Below are 19,392 nucleotides of genomic sequence, written 5' to 3'. Positions count from 1 at the left end.
CGAACTCCGCCGGGGTGTGGCACTCTATCCAGGCCAAGGCCTGGATAGAGAACGCCCATGTTCGGATCGCTGCGCAGTCGTCTGATTGCCCTGCTGCTGATGCTCGGCGGCATGGCCGTCGGGGTCGGCTGGCTGATGATCCTGCTGCTGCGCCAGTCGGAAAGCGCCCAGCTCGGCCAGGCCACGGTGGAAGCCGAGCAGGCCTGCCAGGCCATCGCCAGCAGCTACCGCTTCTACAGCAACGGCTGGTCCGGACCCACCGCCGGGCTCGCCGATCCGACACTGCAGCGCAGTCTCGCCGGCGTGGCCAGTGTCGCCCTGCTGCGCTATCGCGGCATGGCCGGTGGCCTTTGGCAGGAACAGGCCGGGATCCTGGCCGATGCCAGTCCCTTCACTCTGACCGCTGCCGAACGCCAGCACCTGGCCGATCTCTCCGCCGCGACCCTGGCCGAGGCGCGCAGCCTGAGCGACAGCTTCAGCGCGGACGGCGCCACGGTGCTGGTCGCCGCCTGCCCGCTGTCCGGCCCCATCCCCGATCTCGCCGCCTGGACCCTGACCCGCCTGACCTTCGCCGAGGGCAGCGGTCAGCGCCAGCTGAAACTGGGCCTAGGTCTGCTGCTGCTGGCCATGCTCGCCGCCACCCTGCTGCTCGGTCGACTCACCTGGCAGTGGTCGCGGCATGTCGCGCGAGTCGAGCGCGATCTGGGAGCCAGCGCCAGCCACGACCTGCCCACCCTCGCCCTCACCGGCGAACGCGAGCTGGATCAGGTGCTGACGGCGCTCAACCAGGCCGGCCAGCGCCTGGCCCAGGCCCGCAGCGAAGCCCAGCGGCTGACCACCCAGGTGCATGCCAGTGAGCGGCTGGCGGTCCTCGGTCGGGTGGCCGCCGGGGTCGCCCACGAGATCCGCAATCCGCTGGCCGCCATGCGCCTCAAGGCCGAGAACGCCCTGGTCGGCGACAGCGGCCGTCAGCAGCGCGCGCTGGACGCCATCCTGCTGCAGGTCACCCGCCTCGACAGCCTGCTGCGTCGCCTGCTGGACCTCACCCAGCCGCTACAACTGCAACCGACCACCGTCGAGCTCCCGGCCTTTTGCCGCGAGGTGCTGGCCGGTCACGAAGACCAGGCGGTCCAACGTGGTATCCACCTGACCGCCAGGGTGGCCGTCGAGCAGGGCTATTTCGACCGCGACGCCCTGGGTCGTGCCCTGGACAACCTGCTGCTCAACGCCCTGCAGGCCGCCCCGGCCGCCAGCGAGATCCGCCTCGACGCCAGCCGGCGCGGCGACTGGCTGGTGCTGGCGGTGGAAGACGCAGGCCAGGGCCCGCCTGCCGAGTTGCGCGCCCAGCTCTTCGAGCCCTTCGTTACCGGTCGCCCCGAAGGCACCGGCCTGGGCCTGGCCCTGGTCCGCGAGACCGCCCGCGCCCACGGCGGCGAGGCGCGCCTGATCGAACCTTCCGTCCCCACCCGCTTCGAGATCCTCCTGCCATGCCAACCCTGCTGATCATCGACGACGACGCCGGTCTGCGCGACGCCCTGGCGGAAACCGCCGCGGACCAGGGCTACCGGGTGCTGCAGGCCGAAGAAGGCGAAGCGGGCTTGCGGCTCCTGGCGCAGGAGACGGTGGACGCCGTGCTGCTCGACCTGCGCATGCCCGGGCTGGATGGCCTGGAGGTACTGGCGCGCATCCGCGCCCTGCCCGAGCCGCCGGCGGTCACGGTGCTGACCGCCTTCGCCAGCGCCGGCAACACCATCGAGGCCATGCGCCTGGGCGCCTTCGACCACCTCACCAAGCCCATCGGTCGCGATGACCTGATCCGGGTGCTGGCCGGCATGACCGCCCAGCGCGGTCCCGCTGCGGCGCCGCCGGCCACGGTCGAAGGCCACACCCTGGTGGGCGGCAGCGATGCCCTGCGTCAGGTGCAGAAGACCATCGGCCGTCTGGTGGACAGCGAGGCCACGGTGCTGGTCACCGGTGAGACCGGCACCGGCAAGGAGCTGGTGGCCCGCGCCATCCACGAGCACGGCAAGCGACGCGGGGCGCCCTTCGTCGCGGTCAACTGCGCGGCCATCCCGCCGGACCTGCTGGAAAGCGAACTCTTTGGTCATGTGCGCGGCGCCTTCAGCGGGGCCACCGCCAATCGCCTCGGTGCCTTTCGCGAAGCCCAGGGCGGCACCCTCTTTCTCGACGAGATAGGCGACATGCCGCTGCCGATGCAGGCCAAGATCCTCCGCGCCCTGCAAGAACGCGAGGTGACCCCGGTGGGCGGCGCGCCGGTGCGCCTGGACGTGCGGCTGGTAGCGGCCACCCACCGCGACCTGGCCCAGCGCGTCGCCAGTGGCGACTTCCGCGAAGACCTCTTCTATCGCCTGCATGTGGTGCCCATCCACCTGCCGGCCCTGCGCGAGCGCCGTGCCGACATCCTGCCGCTGGCCGAGCACTTCCTCGCGCCCAGCGGTCGCGTCCTGGCGGACGATGCCGCCGCCCTGCTGCTGCGCCACCCCTGGCCGGGTAACGTGCGGGAATTGCGCAACGCCATCCAGCGCGCCGCGACCCTGGCCCAAGGCGAGCGCATCGTCGCCGCCGACCTGGCCTTCCTGCAGAGCGAAACCTCGGATGCGGTCACCATCGACGCCAGCTGGCCGGAGGAGACCCTGGCGGAAGCCACCGCGCGCCTGGAGCGGCTGCTGATCGAGCGGGCCCTGCAACGCAGCGGCGGCAATCGCGCCGAGGCGGCCCGCCGGCTGGGCATTCATCGCCAGCTGCTCTACACCAAACTGAGTCGACTGGGCCTGGGTGTCGGCGAAGAAGACAGCGGGATCTAGGCTGTCCGCTTTGCCGACAGGTCTGTCCGCCAACCGGACGCACTGCCTGGTCCGGATGGCCACCAGAAATCTCAAGCTATTGATTTACATACAAAATAAATGTTGGCACAGGCCCTGCAATAGCCTAATCGTCAACCACTGCAGGAGTCATCCATGCCTACCAAGACCCAAACCCTCGTGATCGGGACCTTCGCCCTGCTGTCCGTCAGCGGCCTCGTCCTGGCACAGACCGCACCCGCCGGCAGCGCGGCCACCACCACCGCTGCCGGTGCCCAGATTCCCACCCAGCAGGGCCAGCTCAAGCAGTTCCTGCTCAACCCCCGCGGCGACATCGACGGCCTGATCCTGGCCGACGGCACCGAGGTCAACACCCCGCCGCACCTGTCCGAGCAACTGGCCGCCACCTTCAAGCCAGGTGACAGCATCAATGTCGCCGGCCTGCGCGCCGCCAGCCTGCCGCTGGTGCAGGCGGTCTCCCTGACCAATGTCCAGACCGGCAAGACAGTCACCGACGAAGGCCCCGAGCGCAGCGGCAAACCGCGTCCGCCGCCGCCCCGTCCGGGCGCCGAACGCGATAACGACAGCCTCCAAGGCCAGATCGTCCAGCTGCTGCACGGTCCCCGTGGCGACGTGAACGGCGCCCTGCTGCAGGACGGTACCGCCCTGCGCCTGCCGCCCCATGAAGCCCTGCGCCTGCAAGCCCTGCTCAAGCCGGGTCAGAACGTGGCCGTGCGCGGCGAGCTGGTGGCCAATGCCCAGGGGCGTGCCTTCCGGGTCAGCGCCCTCGGCGCCGACGCCAACTCGCTGCAGACCCTGGATACCCCGCCGGCGCCCCGTGGCCCCGGTCGTCTGCCGCCACCCCCGCCCCCTGGCGTCCAGCCGGTCGCGCCGGGTGCCCAACCGCCGGCGCCGCCCGCTCCGCCGGCTGGCTGATCAGGCCAGCAGTCGCTGGGTCGCCTCGGCGATCCGGCGGCAGGCTTCCTCCAGCACCTCCCGCGAGGTGGCGTAGGAAACCCGGAAGTAAGGCGCCAGGCCAAAGGCCGAGCCTGGCACCACCGCCACCCCGCCCTCGTCCATGAGGTAGCGGGCAAAGGCCGTATCGCTGTCGATCACCTCCCCGCCCAGCGTCCGCCGACCCAATATCCCCGCGCAACTGGCGTAGACATAGAAGGCCCCCTCGGGCCGCCGCGCCGACAGGCCCGGCACCGCGTTCAGCGCGTCCACCACCAGATCCCGCCGCTGACGAAACAGCTCGCAGCGCTCGCGCACGATGTCCTGCGGCCCATCCAGGGCGGCGATGGCCGCGGCCTGGCTGACCGAGCAGGGGCAGGAGGTGACCTGGCTCTGCACACTGGCCATGGCCTGGATCAGCGCCTTGGGTCCGCCGGCATAGCCCAGGCGCCAACCGGTCATGGCATAGGCCTTGGAGACGCCGTTGATGGTCAGGGTCCGCTCGCGCAGCCGTGGCTCCAGGGCGGCCGGGGTGACGAAGCAAAAGCCGTCGTAGAGGATGTGTTCGTACATGTCGTCGACCATCAGCCAGACCTGCGGATGGCGCAGCAGCACCTCCAGCAGCGGGCGATAGTGGACCTCGCCATAGGCTGCCCCCGAGGGGTTGGACGGCGAGTTGAGCATCACCCAGCGGGTGCGCGGGGTAATGGCCGCTTCCAGGGCCTCGGCGGTCAGGCGAAAGCCATCCTCCTCGTGGCACGGCAGCACCACCGGCGTGCCGCCGAGGATGGTGACGATGTCGGCATAGGTCACCCAGAAGGGCGCGGGGATGATCACCTCGTCACCCGCGTCCAGGGTCGCCATCATGGCGTTGAAGATCACCTGCTTGGCACCGGCCGAGGCCGTCACCTCGTCCTGGGCGAACACCAGATCGTTCTCCCGCGCGAACTTGCGGCGGATGGCTTCCTTGAGCGCCGGGCTGCCGTCGAGCACCGTGTACTTGGTCTGGCCGGCGCGAATGGCCTGGATCGCCGCCTCCTTGATGTGCTCCGGGGTATCGAAGTCCGGCTCGCCCGCACCTAGTACCAGCAGATCGGCGCCCTGGCGGCGCAAGGCGTTGGCGCGCTCGGTGATCTTGAGGATTTCGGAGACGCCCACGGAGGCGAGGCAGTGGGCGAGGTGCAGGGTCGAATCGGCGGCCATGACAGGGCTCCAGGCAGAGATGAAAGCGGGTGCCGGCGGCGTCCGGCAGGGTCGTCTCGCACTATCGAACCGCCGCGGCTGGCCTTCAAACGCTATAAAGGACTCATGTCATTCCGCTGGGGCATGGTCTGCTGACTGCACGGGCGCTAGAGTGGCGACCATGTCGAATGCCCTCTCTCCCCTCGCCGCCTACCGCCAGGCCCTGGCCCAGGGGGACCGCCTGCCCGATGCCGCCCAGGAGGCCGCTGCGCGCCAGCTGGAAGCCTGCCACGCGGCGCTGCTGGCCGGCCGTCCGGCACGCGGTCTCTATCTCTGGGGTCCGGTCGGCCGCGGCAAGACCTGGCTGCTGGACCTGTTCCACGCCAACCTGCCGGTGCCCGCCCGCCGCCAGCACTTCCATCACTTCATGCGCTGGGTGCACCAGCGCCAGTTCCAGCTCAGCGGCACCCGCGATCCCCTGCAGGTGCTGGCCCGGGAGCTGGCCGCCGAGGTGCGGGTGCTGTGTTTCGACGAACTCTTCGTCAGCGACATCGGCGACGCCATCCTGGTAGGCGGCCTGCTGCGCGCCCTGCTGGACCAGGGCCTGGTGCTGGTGGTCACCTCCAACCAGCCGCCGGAGCAGCTCTATGCCGACGGCTTCAATCGCGAGCGCCTGTTGCCGGCCATCGCCGCGCTCCAGGCGCAGCTGGACGTGCTGGAGGTGGACGGCGGCCAGGACCACCGTCTGCATGAAGGCCAAGCCGAACCACGCTATTGGGTGGACGATCCCACCGCCCTGGCCGCGACCTTCGCCCAGCTCACCGTCGGCCAAGCCGCGACCGATGAGCCCCTCACCCTCGGCGAGCGCCTGTTGCCGGTTATCCAGCGTGCACCCGGCGCGATCTGGCTGGACTTCGCCACCCTCTGCCAGGGCGCCTGGGCGACCACCGACTACATCGATCTCTGCACCCGCTTCCCTGCCCTGCTGCTGGGCGGCGTGCCTTGCCTGTCCGGTGATCCCCGCGCAGGCCGCATCGCTCGGGGCACCGAAGACGGCGCGACGCGCGTCCTGGCCGGCGACCGCGAACTGCCGCGCCTGGCGCCCCAGGACGACGCCGTGCGCCGCTTCATCGCCCTGGTCGACGAAGCCTACGACCGCCGCCGCCCGCTCTACCTGAACGCCGCCGTGCCCCTGGAGCAGCTGTACACCCGCGGCTTTCTGGAATTTCCTTTCCGCCGCACCCTGAGCCGACTCAGGGAGATGCAGCAGGCGCGGTACTAGGCATCGCGCCTCGCCCCGCGCTTGAGCACATAGCGCGGCCGGCGCTTGGTTTCGATGTAGATGCGACCGATGTATTCGCCGAGCACACCGATGCCGATCAGTTGGACGCCGCCAAAGAACAAGATGGCGGTCATCAACGAGGGATAACCGGGTACACGGTTGCCGAAGGCCAACTTCTCGAAGATCAGGTAGCCGGCATAGGCCAGGGACACCAGGGCGACAAAGCCACCCAGGTAGGTCCAGAGACGTAGCGGCACCGTGCTGAAGGAGGTGAAGCCCTCCAGGGCCAGGTTCCATAGTTTCCAGCCATTGAATTTGCTGCTGCCGGCACTGCGCGGGGCGCGTTCGTACTCCACCACCCGGGTTTCGAAGCCAACCCAGGAAAGGATGCCCTTCATGAACAGGTTGCGCTCTGGCAGTTCTCTGATGGCATCCACCACCTCCCGACTCATCAGGCGGAAATCGCCGACGTTCTCCTCGATGGGCGTCTGGGCGATGCGGTTGTGCAGGCGATAGAAGCCCTCGGCTGTCAGCCGCTTGAGCGGACTGTCGCTGCGCCGGTCGATGCGCTTGGCCAGCACCACCTCGGCGCCCTGGCGCCATTGTTCAAGCAGCCGGGGAATGACGTCCAAGGGATCCTGCAGGTCGACGTCCAGAGGTACCACCACATCGCCGCTGGCATGCTCGATGCCCGCGAACAGGGCGGCCTCCTTGCCGAAATTGCGCGACAGCTGCAGCACCAGTACTCGCGGATCCCCCTGACGCAAGCGTTCGAGCACCCGCGCACTGCCATCGCGGCTCCCATCGTCGACGAACAGCAGTTCCAGGTCGTGACGGGTCAGTTCCGGATGAGCGCAGACCGCGTGATAGAAGAGTTCGATGGCCAACTCTTCGTTGAACACCGGCACTACAAGGGACAGCTTCACGGCATCACTCATCTGAACACCCACAGGGACGACAGCAGATAGCTGAACACTGGCACCAGCGCGGTGGCGGCGAGCAGCGCATAGAGGGGCGGCACGCCCCAGGCAAGCAAACCGGTCAGCAACAGGTTGTTGAGACCGAAGCCGGCGAGCGCGACCAGCAGGAAGCGCCAAGGCGATCCAGCGCGGGCGAAGGTGATATGCCGGTGACCCAGGTAGGACACGCCGAAAGCGACCAGGAAGGCGCCGAGATTGGCGGGATAGGCCGGCCAACTGCAGAGACCCAGCAGCAGGGTAGCGACAGCCATATGCACCAGGGTGGCGGCGGCACCGACCAGGGCGAAACGCAGGGGCTTACCTGCAGACTTAGCCAAGGAACCGGATGAAGACACGCTAGACCTCGGCGCAGCACTAGAGACCGGCGAACGTTAACCTGCCAGCGTCGAAACATCCTGTTGCATCCGTTGCAATTCCGTCATATGGCGACCAGCGGTCGATGCCGTCGCAACAGGTGTGGCGACGAGGCACGCCACGGAGCGGCAGGGCCCCGTGTTAAGGTGGGACGTCCTTTCTCTTCACGAGGCCCGGTCATGACTCCGCGCATCGAACCCTTCTTCGACGCCACCACGTCCACCTTCACCTATGTGATCTATGAGGCCCCCGGCAGTCGCTGCGCCATCATCGATTCGGTGCTGGACTACGATCCGCATTCGGGCCGGACCGCTACCCTGTCGGCGGATCGCGTCGCCCGCTTCGTGCGCGATCAGGGACTGACCGTGGAGTGGCTGCTGGAGACCCACGCCCATGCCGACCACCTTTCCGCCGCGCCCTATCTGCGTCGGCAACTGGGCGGTCGCATCGCCATCGGCGAAGGCATCCGCCGGGTCCAGGGCGCCTTCAAGGAGGTCTTCAACCTGGAGCCGGAATTCCGCCTCGACGGCTCCCAGTTCGATCACCTGTTCCAGCCCGACGAGGTCTTCCATATCGGCGCCCTCAGCGCCCGCGCCCTGCACGTGCCTGGCCATACCCCGGCCGACATGGCCTATCAGGTGGAAGAAGCACACGTCTTCGTTGGCGATACCCTGTTCATGCCCGACGTCGGCTCGGCCCGTTGCGACTTTCCCGGTGGCAGCGCCCGCGACCTCTATCGCTCGATCCGCCGGTTGCTGACCCTGCCGGAGGCCACGCGCCTCTACCTGTGCCACGACTATCCGCCGGCGGGTCGCGAGGCACGCCACGAGACCACCGTGGGTGAAGAGCGCGCCCTCAACGTCCACGTTCGCGATGGGGTGGACGAAGACGCCTTCGTCGCCCTGCGCACCCGCCGCGACGCCACCCTGTCCATGCCGACGCTGATCCTGCCGGCGATCCAGGTGAACATCCGTGCCGGTACCCTGCCGCCGGCCGAGGCCAATGGCCGCCGTTACCTGAAGATTCCCATCGACGGTTTCTAGCGCAGGCGCCATCTGTCGTACAAGCCAATAGCCACAGGAGTTGGACGCAGCGACACCGCTGCGTCCAGGCTTTTCCGGGCGGGGCACACCTGGCGCACCTTGCAACCCAGCGGCCAGGTTGGACAGGCCTTCGGCCAAAGCTAGATACGGTCCAGACAGTGGCGCCTGGCCAGCGACCGCCCATCCTCCGACCGGGAAACCTTGCCGCGTTCGCCCCTCCATACCAAGGCAGGCAATGCGTTCTGCACTACATTCCCACGAGAGGTAGAGCGACCATGACCACCAAGCAATCGAATTCCAATCCAGGCAACTTCGCCAATGATCGCGAGAAAGCCGCCGAAGCCGGCAGCAAGGGCGGTCAGAACAGCGGCGGCAGTTTCGCCAATGACCGCGAGAAAGCGTCCGAGGCCGGTCGCAAGGGCGGTCAGAACAGGGGTGGCGGCCAGCGGTAACCCGGCGTCATTCAGACCATGACCAAGGGCAGGATCATCCTGCCCTTTCTGCCTTTCACCTCTCCGTTACTTCGCTCCGGGCTCGGGTATCACTGATATCTGCCCATTCTTCTCCAGCACCGCGAAGCGGATCTGCTCCAGCCGCTCCAGCCCCTGACTCTGCCGCGCCGCTTCGAGGATGTCCTCTTCGGTCAGGCGGGCCTTGCGCAGCCGCGCGGTCAACGGCTTGCCGTACTCCACCACGATCAGCGGCACGCCATCGAGAAAGCGCCCCACCTTGGGTGAGCGCTCCTTGAACAACGAAAGCAGGATGTCGATCAGCACCAGGGTGGCGATCACCACGAAGGCGTTGATCACCGAAAAATCATCCCCCAACAGCGCCTGCTGGGTCGCCTCGCCGATCACCAGCAGCAGGACGAAATCGAAAGTGGTGATCTCCGACAGCGCCCGGCGCCCGGTGATGCGAAAGAGCACCAGCAAGAAGACGTAGATCGCGGCGGCGCGCAGGACGGATTCCATGGCAGTTCCTAGGGATAGACGAAGGCAGAGAGTTCCAGGGGTGGCTGGCCGGGTCGCAGGATGCGCCAGTCGACCGTGCCCAGGGCGTCAGGACGCAGCGCCAGGTGCACACGATTCGACCCCGTACCGCCGGCCAGTTCCAACCAGAGCACCCCGTCGCTGCTGGTCATGCGCAGGGGTTGCGGATAGAGAGCTTCCACCGTCCAGTCGGCCACCAGGCGCTCGTCGAGGCCGACGCGGTTGACGCCGGGCGCAAGTTCCAGGGTCAGGGTCGCCGCTGCCCCGCGGCGCTGGAAACGCTCGTAGTCGACCTTGAGCTGGCCATCGTCGCTGATCCGCGTCGCCTTGGCCCAGGGCCCGCCACTGGCGAACAGCCCGGCCAGGGCCAGCGCCACGAACAGGGCCAGCAGTACCCAGCCCAGCCGCTCGCAGCGCCAGATCCAGCGTTGCAGGCCCGGCTCCTCGCGGATCGGCAGGCGCTTCTCCAAGGGTGACGCCATGACGGTTGCTCCGGAATGCGATAGCCCTTGGAGCCTGACCGAAGGTCGCCGGTTCGACCGCTTCGCCCCACCCTGGGGCATACTGCGCGCCCCCTTTCTACCCGGAGTCCGGTCGATGCCCGTCTGGTGGCTGCTCGTCCTGCCCTTCATCGCCGGTGCCTGCCTGCCGCTGCAGGCCGGCATCAACGGTCAACTGGCCCGCCAGCTGTCCAGTGTCTTCGCCGCGGCGTCCATTTCCTTCCTGGTCGGGCTACTGGCCCTGCTGGGCCTGACGCTCTGGCAGCGCGGCGTCCCCACCCTGGGGGCCTTGCGCGAGTTGCACTGGTGGCACTGGTGCGGCGGCCTGCTGGGCATGTTCTTTATCGCCATGGCCGCCTTTGCCGGTCCGCGCATCGGCGCCACCCTGTTCATGGCGCTGGTGATCGCTGGCCAACTGGCCATGTCCCTGAGTCTGGATCACTTCGGCTGGGCCGGTTTTCGTCAGGACCCGGTCACCCTGGGCAAGCTGGCCGGCGTGGTGCTGATCGGCGCCGGCGTCTGGTGCATCGCCCGGGCCTAGTAGAGATCGCGGCGGTAGCGATCATCCTCCAACAGCCGCTGGACCTCGGCCTCGCCGAGCAGCCCCTGCAGGGTGGCGTGCACGCCACGCCCCAGCCCTTGCAGACTGCCGCAGACCATGATCACGGCATCCGCCGCCAGCCAGTCCAGCAGCAGGTCCGCCTGCGCGCTCAGGCGCTCCTGCACATAGCCGTCGCCGTCCCGCGAGAACACCCGGTCCAGCCGGGCCAACTCGCCTTGCGCCTGCCAGGCATCCAGCTCCGCTTCATAGAAATCGTCGTGCGCCGCCGTGCGTTCGCCAAACAGCAGCCAATTGCGCCGGTGTCCGGCGGCGATGCGGGCGGCCAGCAGCGGGCGTACCCCGGCCAGGCCGGTACCGGCAGCGATCAGGATCAGTGGGCGCTCGTCCAGCGGCGGTCGGAAGCCGGGATGGGCGCGTAGCCGCGCCTGCACCTGGTCACCGGGTCGTAGCGCCGTGGTCAGCCAACCGGAGGCGATGCCCAGGCGGCCATCCGCCTTGCGCTCCTGGCGTACCAATAACCGCAAGGCGCCTTCGCCGGGCAGCGAGGCGATGGAGTACTGACGTACGGCGAGCGGCTTCAGGGCGTCGACTAGGGCCTGGGCGTCCAGGCCCGGCAGCGCGGTCTGGTCTTCCGGCAGCAGACGGGTTTCCAGAGCCGTCGCCAAGGTGAGCGTCACCCCCCCGATCTCGACCCTGCTGTCAGCGGCCAGGGGCTGCAGCCAGGCCGCCACACGCTCGGCGCGCTGGCGCGGCGCGATCTCCAGCAGGTCACCCGGTGCCCAGTGGCTTCCAGGCGGTGGCCGCAGCTGCAGCTCGAAGGCAGCTCCACCGGGGCTGCCGGCGTTGAGCCGCTGCACCGCCGCCAGCTGCCAGGACTGCAGCGGACGCTCGGGCAGTGGCTCGGCACACGCAGCGCCCAGGGCCTGCAACTGCCCCTGCCAGACGGCGAGCGCCAGGGGATCGCCATTGTCCACCTCCACCGGGGCGAACAGTGATCGGGCGCCCTGCCCAGCCAGCCAGGCGTCCAGCCGACGGGCGAAGGCGCAGTAGGCCGGATAGCGCCGGTCGCCCAGGGCCAGCACCCCATAGCTCAGACTTGGCAGCGTCGCCGCCTGGGTCAGCATGCGCCGCTCGAAGCCGCGCGCGGCATCCGGGGCCTCGCCGTCGCCGTGGGTGGCGACGACGAACAGTGCCCGGGTGGCCCGTTGCAGCCGCTCGACCGAGAGCCGCCCCAGCGCTGTCACCTCGGCGCTCAGCCCCGCCGCCTGCAACTGGCCGGCGGCCTGCCAGGCCAGCGCCTCGCCCTGGCCACTCTGGCTGGCATAGCCGATCAGCCAGTCGGCGCTCCCTGCCGCGGCCGGAGTGAACCCGATCTGCGCCTGGCGCGCCTGGCGGCCTTTGCGCCGGCGATCCAGATAGAGCCAGAGCCCGGTCACCATGAACAGCGGCATGGCCAGGCTGGCGAGCAGCAGAGCTATCCGGCCCCCCAGGCCGAAATACTCCCCCGAATGCAGGGCATAGACGCTGAGCAACAGCCGGGCACCCAGCGGCTGCTCGCGGTAGCGGCGATGGTCGAGCACCCGCCCCTGCTCATCGAAGACGATGCGATTGAGGGCGCGGAGGTGCTCGGCATCCTCGGGCAGGTACCAGAGGGTGGGATGGCTGACCTTGCGCGCCGGATTGGGCAGCAGCAGGCCGTAGCCCTCGATGCGTCCACCGGTCTCTGCGCGGAAGCTCTGCCAGAGCGCGTCCAGATCCACGTCCTGGCGCGCCACCACCCCCGCAGTCTGGGGCTCCGGGGCGGCGCCGAGCAGGCGCTCGCTGGCCTCGCGGTACCAGTCATAGGACCAATAGAGACCGGTCAGCGCCGCCAGCAGATAGAGCAGCAGGCACCAGGTGCCCGCCACGGCGTGCAGGTCCCAGTGGAAGCTGCGCCCCCGGCGGCGCCAGTCCAGGGTCAGCCAGGTGCGCCAGCGGCGTACCTGACGCGGCCAGCGCAGGTACAGCCCGGACAGACAGAGCACCAGCAGGATCAGGGTGGCGGCGCCGGTCAGGGCCTTGCCCACCGGTCCCAGGGCCAGGGAGCGGTGCAGGTCAAGGATCAGGCGAAAGAACGCCTGGCCACGGGGCGACGTCAGCACCTCGCCGGTGTAGCGATCGAACAGCTGCACCTCGCCACGGCCCTGACCCTTCGCCGGTGCCAGACCGAGCAGGCCGTAGTCCTCCCCCGCCATGCTGGAAACGAAGCTCAACTCCCGATCTGCAGGCACGAGACGCTGCCGCACCTCCGGCAGCGTCAGCGGACGCTGGTCCGGAGCGGCGGTGGTCGATGGCGGATTGAGCAGTTGCAAGAGCTCCAGCTGGAAGCTGTAGAGCGCCCCCGTCACCCCCAGCACCACCAGCACCAGGCCCGCTGCCAGCCCGAGCAGGCTGTGCAGCTGGAAGAGGCCCCTGCGGATCAGGGCTGAGCCCATTGGCGCAGGAGGTTGTGATAGACGCCGGTCAGTTGCAGGCAGGCCTCATGGCCCTGCCCCAGCTCGGCGGCCACCCGCTGGATGCCCTGGTCGAGTTCGAACAGCTGACTGCGCTGACCGGCATCGCGCACCAGGCTCTGGATCCAGAAGAAGGAACACAGCCGCGCGCCTCGAGTGACCGGCAGCACCCGGTGCAGGCTGCTGGCCGGATAGAGGATCAGGTCGCCGGCCGCCAGTTTGACGCTGTGGGCGCCATAGGTGTCTTCCACCACCAGCTCGCCGCCGTCGTACGTGTCCGGCTCGCACAGGAACAGCGTGGCCGACAGGTCGGTACGCAGATAGCCGCTACCATCCGGCAGGGCCCGCAGCGCATTGTCCACGTGCAGCCCGAAGGACTGGCCGCCCTGATAAAGATTGAACAGCGGCGGAAACACCCGCGCCGGCAGCGCCGCGGCGACGAACAGCGGATGCCGCGCCAACGCCTGCTGGATCAGTTCACCCACCGCCCGCGCCGCCGGCTCGTCCGCCGGCAGCTGCAGATTGTCCTTGGCCATGGCCGACTGGAAGCCGGCCGTGTGCCGGCCATCGGCCCAGGCCGCCGCTTCCAGTCGCTGGCGGCACTCCCCTACCTGCTCGGGCGTGAGCACACCCGGAACGCTGATCATCATTGGCGCTGTTCTCCTCAAAGCCGAAAGCCCCGCGGGTGCAGGGCTCGGCGTCTGGCGGACGACCTTAGAAGCTGTAGGTCGCGGTCAGGATGGCGGAACGGGCATCGCCATATTCGATGGCCGACGACCTCGTGCTCACGCCCAGTTGCGAGCGCACCCGCTCCACATAGTCCTTGTCGAAGACATTGTTGACGTTGAGTTGCAGGTCGACGTTGCGATTGACGCGATAGCCGACCATCGCGTTGTGCAGCCAGTAGTCGTCGAGTTTGGCGCCGTCGTTGCTGGAGGTGACGTTGCGCTCGCTGACGTAGCGGGCACCATAGCCCACCCGCCAACCGGCCGGCAGCTCATAGGTGGTCCAGAGATTGAGCGAACGCGGCGGGGTGTTGGCCAGCGCCTGGCCTTCGCGATTGCGTCCATCCAGGGTATCGGCGGCCTTGAGCGTCTCGCTGTCGAGGAAGGTGAAGTTGGCGTAGACGTTCCACTGCGGGGTGATCCGCCCGGTGGCGCCCAGTTCGATGCCCTGCACGCGCTGCTCGCCTGCCAGGGCGGTGCTGCCGTCGGCCAGGGTTTCCCGGGCATTGCTCTTCTCGACGCGGAACAGGGCGCCGTCCAGCTCCAGGCGCCTGTCGAGGAATTCCCACTTGGTGCCCAGTTCCCAGGTCTTGTTCTTTTCCGGACCCAGATCCTGGTTGGCCGCGCTCAGGCCGGCGCCGGTGGAGGTCAGGCTTTCCGCCGAGGGGTTGAAGGAGGTGCCATAGGCCACATAGACACGGCCGTTCGGCGCCGGCTTGAATACCAGGCCAGCGCGCCCGCTCAACTTGGCGTCATCGGAACTCAGCTGGGTCTTGGCGCCACGCACGCCGTTGGCGACCGGGGTGGTGTCGCTGTCACCGTCGAACCAGTCATAGCGCAGCCCCAGGTTCAGATCCCAATACTGATTGAGGGCGATGGTATCGAAGGCATAGATGGCCTTGTCGGTCAGCACGTTGTTGGCGATGGCCGAGGTCTGCTTGTCGGTCGCGCCGTCGTAGCGCTCCGGCGGTGCAGCCAGGGCATAGCCGGCGGCCGGGAAGGTCAGGCCATAGCTGTAGGTGTCGCGGTCGTAGTCCTCGCGGGAGAATTCGGCGCCCAGCACGAAGGAATGGCCCAGGCCGAAGGTATCGACGGTGCCGGTCAGGTTGGTCTGGTTGATCCACATCTCCGAGGTCACGTCGCGGCCATAGCCCTGGGGACCGGCCGGACGATAGCGGCCCGCGGCTACGCCACTCAGGTTGACGTGGGAAGCGGAGATCACCGCGTCGCGTTCGATGCGGCTGTAGCGGGTCAGGTTCTGCAGACTCAGGTTGTCGTTGAAGCGATGCTCCAGCTCCACGGTGAAGACATTGTTATTGATGTCTTCCTTGTCGATGTTCTTGAAGCCGAAATAGGCATCGCGATCCACCCCGCCCAGGCGCTTGCCGTTGAACGCCGGCACCCCGTAGTCGGGCTGGTTGTCGTCGGTCTGGTGGAAGTAGCTCAGGGTCAGGCGGGTATCGTCCGACAGGCCCAGGGCCAGCGACGGCGCGATTCCCCAGCGCTCGCGGTCGATCTGGTCGCGGCCGGGCACGTCGTTCTCGTGGGCCATCAGGTTCAGGCGAAAGGCGCTGTCGGTACCCACGCCTTGCAGCGGCTGGTTGGTGTCCAGGGTCAGGCGGCGATAGCTGTCGGTGCCGAGGCCCGCGCCGATGCGGGTGAACTGGCGCTCCTGGGGCTTCTTGCTGATCAGGTTGATGGAGCCACCGGTGGTGCCGGCGCCGCCGAACACCGAGTTGGGGCCCTTGATGACCTCGACCGATTCCAGGTTGAAGGTGTCGGTACGGTTGGTCTGGGTGCTGTCGCGCAGACCATCGATCTGGATGTTCGAGTTGGCGCTGAAGCCGCGGATGTTGATGCTGTCGCCGGAGCCGCCGCCGCCCTCACCGGCGTTGAAGGTGATGCCGGAGACGTTGGACAGCACCGATCTCAGACTCAGCGCCTGCTGGTCCTGGATGACCTGCGCGGGAACCACGGTCACGGTCTGCGGGGTGTCCAGCAAGGGGGCGGTGTACTTGCGCGAGGCGGACTGTTCGGCCTTGAAGCCCTCCTGCTGCGCCTGACCCTCGATGGTCAGACTTTCCAGCCGGGTCACCGGCTCCTTGGCATCCTGGGCCTGTACCCCCAGGGATAGCGAAGCGACGGCGACACTGAAGGTAGAAACCAGCAAACGGCGCTGGGACAGCGAGGAAAGTTCCTTGGACATGATGGCGAGCCGCCTCCTTTTGTGAATGCGGCGCGATTCTATTTGCAAACGATTATCAAATCCATAGCGAATGTAAACTATTCTTAACAAATTCTGACGTTGCCTGACAGGCGCCCTGGCGACAGGCATGAAAAAGCCCGCGTCCCTTGCGGGACGCGGGCTCGATCGACACCCAGAGGCCTTAGAGGTAGAAGGCCTTCAGCGGCGGGAAGCCGTTGAATTCCACCGCGCTGTAGCTGGTGGTGTAGGCACCGGTGGACAGCCAGTACAGGCGGTCACCGCTGGCCAGGTTCAGCGGCAGGCCGTACTTGTAGTGCTCGTACATGATGTCGGCGCTGTCGCAGGTCGGCCCGGCGATGACGACTTCTTCCATCTCGCCCTTCTTCTCGGTCCAGATCGGAAACTTGATGGATTCGTCCATGGTTTCGATCAGGCCGGAGAACTTGCCCACGTCGGTATAGACCCAGCGCTCGACGGCGGTACGCGACTTGCGCGCCACCAGCACCACTTCGCTGACCAGGATGCCGGCGTTGGAGATCAGCGAACGGCCCGGCTCCAGGATGATTTCCGGCAGTTCGTCGCCGAAGTCTTCCTTGAGGAAGCGGATGATCTCCTCGGCATAGGTCTCCAGGCTGTTGGTGCGCTGGATGTAGTTGGCCGGGAAGCCACCGCCCATGTTGATCATCTTCAGGGTGATGCCGTCTTCTTCCTTGAGGCGCTCGAAGATCACCTTGACCTTGGCGATGGCGGCGTCCCAAACGTCGATGTCGCGCTGCTGGCTGCCGACGTGGAAGGAGATGCCATAGGGCTCCAGGCCTAGCTGACGGGCCAGGATCAGTAGGTCCAGAGCCATGTCGGGCTGGCAGCCGAACTTGCGCGACAGCGGCCAGTCGGCGGAGTTGGAGCCTTCGGTGAGGATCCGCACATAGATGCGCGAGCCCGGGGCGGCCTTGGCGATGTTGCGCAGGTCGGCCTCGGAGTCGGTGGCGAACATGCGCACGCCCTTCTCGTAGAAGTAGCGGATGTCCTTGGATTTCTTGATGGTGTTGCCGTAGCTGATGCGCTCAGGCTCGACGCCGGTGGACAGCACCTTGTCCAGCTCGTAGATGGAGGCGATGTCGAAATTCGAGCCCTTGTCGCGCAGCAGCTCGGTGATCTCGATGGCCGGGTTGGCCTTGACCGCGTAGTAGATCTTGGCGAACGGGAAGTTGCCAACGAGATCGTCATAGGCCCGGCCGATGGTGGCGGTGTCGATGACGACGAAGGGGGTTTCCTGCTGGTCGGCGAAGGCCTTCATCTTCTGGAAGGTTTCGCGAGAATAGTAATCTTCGACCTTGATGGACATGCGTCGGACTCCCGATGGGCAGAACAAATTGAAGGAGGGGGTGTTCTGAACGCCTAATCCGTTTCCCCACTTTGGTTCGCCTACTTCCCAAGGCACATCGCCGAAAGCAAAAAGGTCAACGCGTACTGGCGTTGACCTCGCTGTCTCGTCGTCGGTACTTGAGCCGGATGGATCGTTTCCAGCATGGACGTTCGGGCGCGAACTTTAGGGCCAGACGTCCCAGAGATCAATGTTAAATCCGTGATCTTTACCGAACGGTGACGCGCGCGGACTCACCCCCACTCCTGCAACCGACCGGAGCGGGCGACGAGATGTTCCGGAGGGGCGATGACAGGGGGTTGCCGAGCGGGCAGAGAAGGTGGGGAAGGTTGCAGCGTTGGGCTTCGACGATGGAGCCGTCTCAACCCAACCTACCAGAGCCTGGGCCCGTAGGTTGGGTTGAGCGCAGCGAAGCCCAACACGCCCAACCCCAGCGCCTTACCGGAACGGCGGCTCGTCGAAGCTGCGCAGCTTGCGCGAGTGCAGGGAGTCGAGCTGGGTACGCAGCTGGTCGAGGGCAGCGATGCCGATGGCCAGGTGCTGGCTCACCGCGCGGGCATAGAAGGCGTTGGCCGAGCCGGGCAGCTTGATCTCGCTGTGCAAGGGCTTGTCGGACACGCACAGCAGGGTGCCGTAGGGCACCCGTAAGCGATAGCCCTGGGCGGCGATGGTGCCGCTCTCCATGTCCACCGCCACGGCGCGCGCCAGGTTGATCAGCGGGCGTTCCTGGGCCCAGCGCAACTCCCAGTTGCGGTCGTCGTAGGTCAGCACGGTACCGGTACGCAGGCGCCGCTTGAGCGCTTCCCCACGTTCGCCGGTGACGCTGGCGGCGGCTTCCTGCAGGGCCACCTGCACCTCGGCCAGCGCCGGGATGGGAATGTGCGGCGGCACCACGCGGTCGAGGATGCCGTCGCGTCTCATGTAGGCGTGGGCCAGCACGTAGTCGCCGATGGTCTGCGACTGCCGCAGGCCGCCACAGTGGCCGATCATCAGCCAGCAGTGCGGACGCAGCACCGCCAGGTGGTCGGTGATGTTCTTGGCGTTGGACGGGCCGACGCCGATGTTGACCAGGGTGACGCCATGGCCGTCGCCGGCGATCAGGTGGTAGGCCGGCATCTGGAAGCGGTGCCAGGCGATGGCGGCGATGACCGCCTGGGCCTCGGTGGGGTCCATGTCGCGCTCGATGATGACGTTGCCCGGCAGCACCAGGCGCTCGAAGCGCGGATCGCTGCGCAGTTGCTCCAGGCCATGCTGGATGAACTGGTCGACGTAGCGATGGTAGTTGGTCAGCAGGATCCAGGGCTGCACGTGGCGCCAGTCGCTGCCGGTGTAGTGAACGATGCGTCTCAGCGAGAAGTCGGTACGGGCGGCATCGAACAAGGCCAGCGGCAGCGGATCGATGCGCTCCCAGTCGTAGTGGCCGTCGGCGATGTCGTCGTGGGCGGCGGAGAGATCGGTGCTGGGAAAGACCCGCGCCAGCTCGGCGGCGGTCACGCCGCTACCGGCCAGTTCGTCGCCCTGCTCCACCACATAGGGGTAGGGGATGTCCTGGCGACTGCGACCGACCTCGACCTGGACGTCATAGTCGCGCATCAGGGGTTCGAGCTGCTCCAGCAGATAGCCGCGAAAGGCCGCCGGATGGGTCACGGTGGCCACATAGGTGCCGGGCAGCTGGATCTTGGCGTAGGCGCGGGTGGTGGCCGGCGGCACGCCGGGCGCGCGATAGCGGATGCGGATCTCGGGATAGCGGAACAGCTGGCGCTCGGCGGCGCTGGGTTCGACGCGATCCTTGAGATAGCGCTTGAGCGCCGCATCCAGGGCCTGGGTGGCCTCCTGGTGCAGCGCCGCGAGCCGGTCGACCGCCTCGCTGGCGGTGGCGACGACGGTGAAATCCTCGGATACGGAGGTCATGCAGGT

At 67.5% G+C, this 19,392-nt stretch carries 16 protein-coding genes and 1 pseudogene; 7 read left to right on the top strand and 10 right to left on the bottom strand.

Annotated elements, in window-relative coordinates; translation table 11 throughout:
* The first annotated feature begins 57 nt into the window (after positions 1–57).
* The 3 genes from V6W80_RS05545 to V6W80_RS05535 all read left to right on the top strand — a co-directional run bounded on the left by V6W80_RS05545 (position 58) and on the right by V6W80_RS05535 (position 3,758).
* Complete coding sequence (locus tag V6W80_RS05545) at positions 58–1,503, top strand: sensor histidine kinase (RefSeq protein ID WP_338546118.1); 1,446 nt, start codon at positions 58–60, stop codon at positions 1,501–1,503.
* Positions 1,488–2,825, top strand: coding sequence for a sigma-54-dependent transcriptional regulator (locus V6W80_RS05540; RefSeq protein WP_160923668.1), 1,338 nt, complete (start codon positions 1,488–1,490; stop codon positions 2,823–2,825). The genes V6W80_RS05545 and V6W80_RS05540 overlap by 16 nt, the downstream gene beginning before the upstream one ends.
* 153 nt (positions 2,826–2,978) lie before the next feature.
* Positions 2,979–3,758 (top strand): hypothetical protein, encoded by a 780-nt coding sequence (locus tag V6W80_RS05535; protein ID WP_338546115.1) that lies wholly within the window; start codon positions 2,979–2,981, stop codon positions 3,756–3,758.
* Here V6W80_RS05535 and V6W80_RS05530 read toward each other — a convergent pair whose 3' ends face one another.
* Positions 3,759–4,979, bottom strand: a complete 1,221-nt coding sequence (locus V6W80_RS05530) for a pyridoxal phosphate-dependent aminotransferase (protein ID WP_338546113.1) — start codon at positions 4,977–4,979, stop codon at positions 3,759–3,761.
* Between the two features lie 160 nt (positions 4,980–5,139).
* Here V6W80_RS05530 and zapE point away from each other — a divergent pair, with 160 nt between their 5' ends.
* Positions 5,140–6,240: a cell division protein ZapE gene (gene zapE / locus V6W80_RS05525; RefSeq protein WP_064308523.1), complete on the top strand. Its 1,101-nt coding sequence runs from the start codon at positions 5,140–5,142 to the stop codon at positions 6,238–6,240.
* On the opposite strand, the gene V6W80_RS05520 is transcribed toward zapE, so the two are convergent.
* Positions 6,237–7,166, bottom strand: coding sequence for a glycosyltransferase family 2 protein (locus tag V6W80_RS05520; protein WP_184291875.1), 930 nt, complete (start codon positions 7,164–7,166; stop codon positions 6,237–6,239). The two genes, zapE and V6W80_RS05520, sit on opposite strands and share 4 nt — an antisense overlap.
* A gap of 8 nt (positions 7,167–7,174) precedes the next feature.
* On the bottom strand, positions 7,175–7,555 hold the full coding sequence (locus tag V6W80_RS05515) for a GtrA family protein (RefSeq protein ID WP_338546110.1): 381 nt from the start codon (positions 7,553–7,555) through the stop codon (positions 7,175–7,177).
* Between the two features lie 198 nt (positions 7,556–7,753).
* Here V6W80_RS05515 and V6W80_RS05510 point away from each other — a divergent pair, with 198 nt between their 5' ends.
* Both V6W80_RS05510 and V6W80_RS05505 read left to right on the top strand, forming a co-directional pair.
* On the top strand, positions 7,754–8,617 hold the full coding sequence (locus V6W80_RS05510) for an MBL fold metallo-hydrolase (protein WP_338546108.1): 864 nt from the start codon (positions 7,754–7,756) through the stop codon (positions 8,615–8,617).
* A 302-nt stretch (positions 8,618–8,919) separates the two neighbouring features.
* Positions 8,920–9,069 (top strand): annotated as a pseudogene (locus V6W80_RS05505) (general stress protein); the annotation flags it as partial.
* A gap of 66 nt (positions 9,070–9,135) precedes the next feature.
* Here the strand turns inward: V6W80_RS05505 and V6W80_RS05500 are convergent.
* Both V6W80_RS05500 and V6W80_RS05495 read right to left on the bottom strand, forming a co-directional pair.
* On the bottom strand, positions 9,136–9,588 hold the full coding sequence (locus V6W80_RS05500) for a DUF421 domain-containing protein (RefSeq protein ID WP_017642480.1): 453 nt from the start codon (positions 9,586–9,588) through the stop codon (positions 9,136–9,138).
* Positions 9,589–9,596: 8 nt separating this feature from the next.
* Positions 9,597–10,088: a hypothetical protein gene (locus V6W80_RS05495; RefSeq protein WP_338546104.1), complete on the bottom strand. Its 492-nt coding sequence runs from the start codon at positions 10,086–10,088 to the stop codon at positions 9,597–9,599.
* A gap of 115 nt (positions 10,089–10,203) precedes the next feature.
* On the opposite strand from V6W80_RS05495, the gene V6W80_RS05490 reads away from it, so the two are divergent.
* Positions 10,204–10,647 (top strand): DMT family transporter, encoded by a 444-nt coding sequence (locus V6W80_RS05490; RefSeq protein WP_064308521.1) that lies wholly within the window; start codon positions 10,204–10,206, stop codon positions 10,645–10,647.
* Here V6W80_RS05490 and V6W80_RS05485 read toward each other — a convergent pair.
* From V6W80_RS05485 to amn, 5 genes are all read right to left on the bottom strand, one after another.
* On the bottom strand, positions 10,644–13,142 hold the full coding sequence (locus V6W80_RS05485) for a sulfite reductase flavoprotein subunit alpha (RefSeq protein ID WP_338546102.1): 2,499 nt from the start codon (positions 13,140–13,142) through the stop codon (positions 10,644–10,646). The two genes, V6W80_RS05490 and V6W80_RS05485, sit on opposite strands and share 4 nt — an antisense overlap.
* A complete protein-coding gene (locus V6W80_RS05480) occupies positions 13,127–13,810 on the bottom strand; it encodes a Fe2+-dependent dioxygenase (protein ID WP_257703971.1) in 684 nt (227 codons plus the stop codon). The genes V6W80_RS05485 and V6W80_RS05480 overlap by 16 nt, the downstream gene beginning before the upstream one ends.
* 64 nt (positions 13,811–13,874) lie before the next feature.
* A complete protein-coding gene (locus V6W80_RS05475; RefSeq protein WP_231356675.1) occupies positions 13,875–16,091 on the bottom strand; it encodes a TonB-dependent receptor in 2,217 nt (738 codons plus the stop codon).
* Positions 16,092–16,272: 181 nt separating this feature from the next.
* The gene (locus V6W80_RS05470) at positions 16,273–17,436 is read right to left on the bottom strand and encodes a type III PLP-dependent enzyme (RefSeq protein WP_007159636.1); all 1,164 of its coding nucleotides are present in this window, start codon (positions 17,434–17,436) and stop codon (positions 16,273–16,275) included.
* Positions 17,437–17,913: 477 nt separating this feature from the next.
* Positions 17,914–19,386, bottom strand: a complete 1,473-nt coding sequence (amn, locus tag V6W80_RS05465) for an AMP nucleosidase (protein ID WP_093250511.1) — start codon at positions 19,384–19,386, stop codon at positions 17,914–17,916.
* Positions 19,387–19,392: the final 6 nt, after the last annotated feature.

This window comes from Pseudomonas benzopyrenica (assembly GCF_036884265.1).
GTDB classification, from domain to species: Bacteria; Pseudomonadota; Gammaproteobacteria; order Pseudomonadales; family Pseudomonadaceae; genus Chryseomonas; species Chryseomonas benzopyrenica.
Note: the sequence above shows the minus strand (reverse complement) of the source record. Positions and strands in the feature narration are given on the sequence as shown.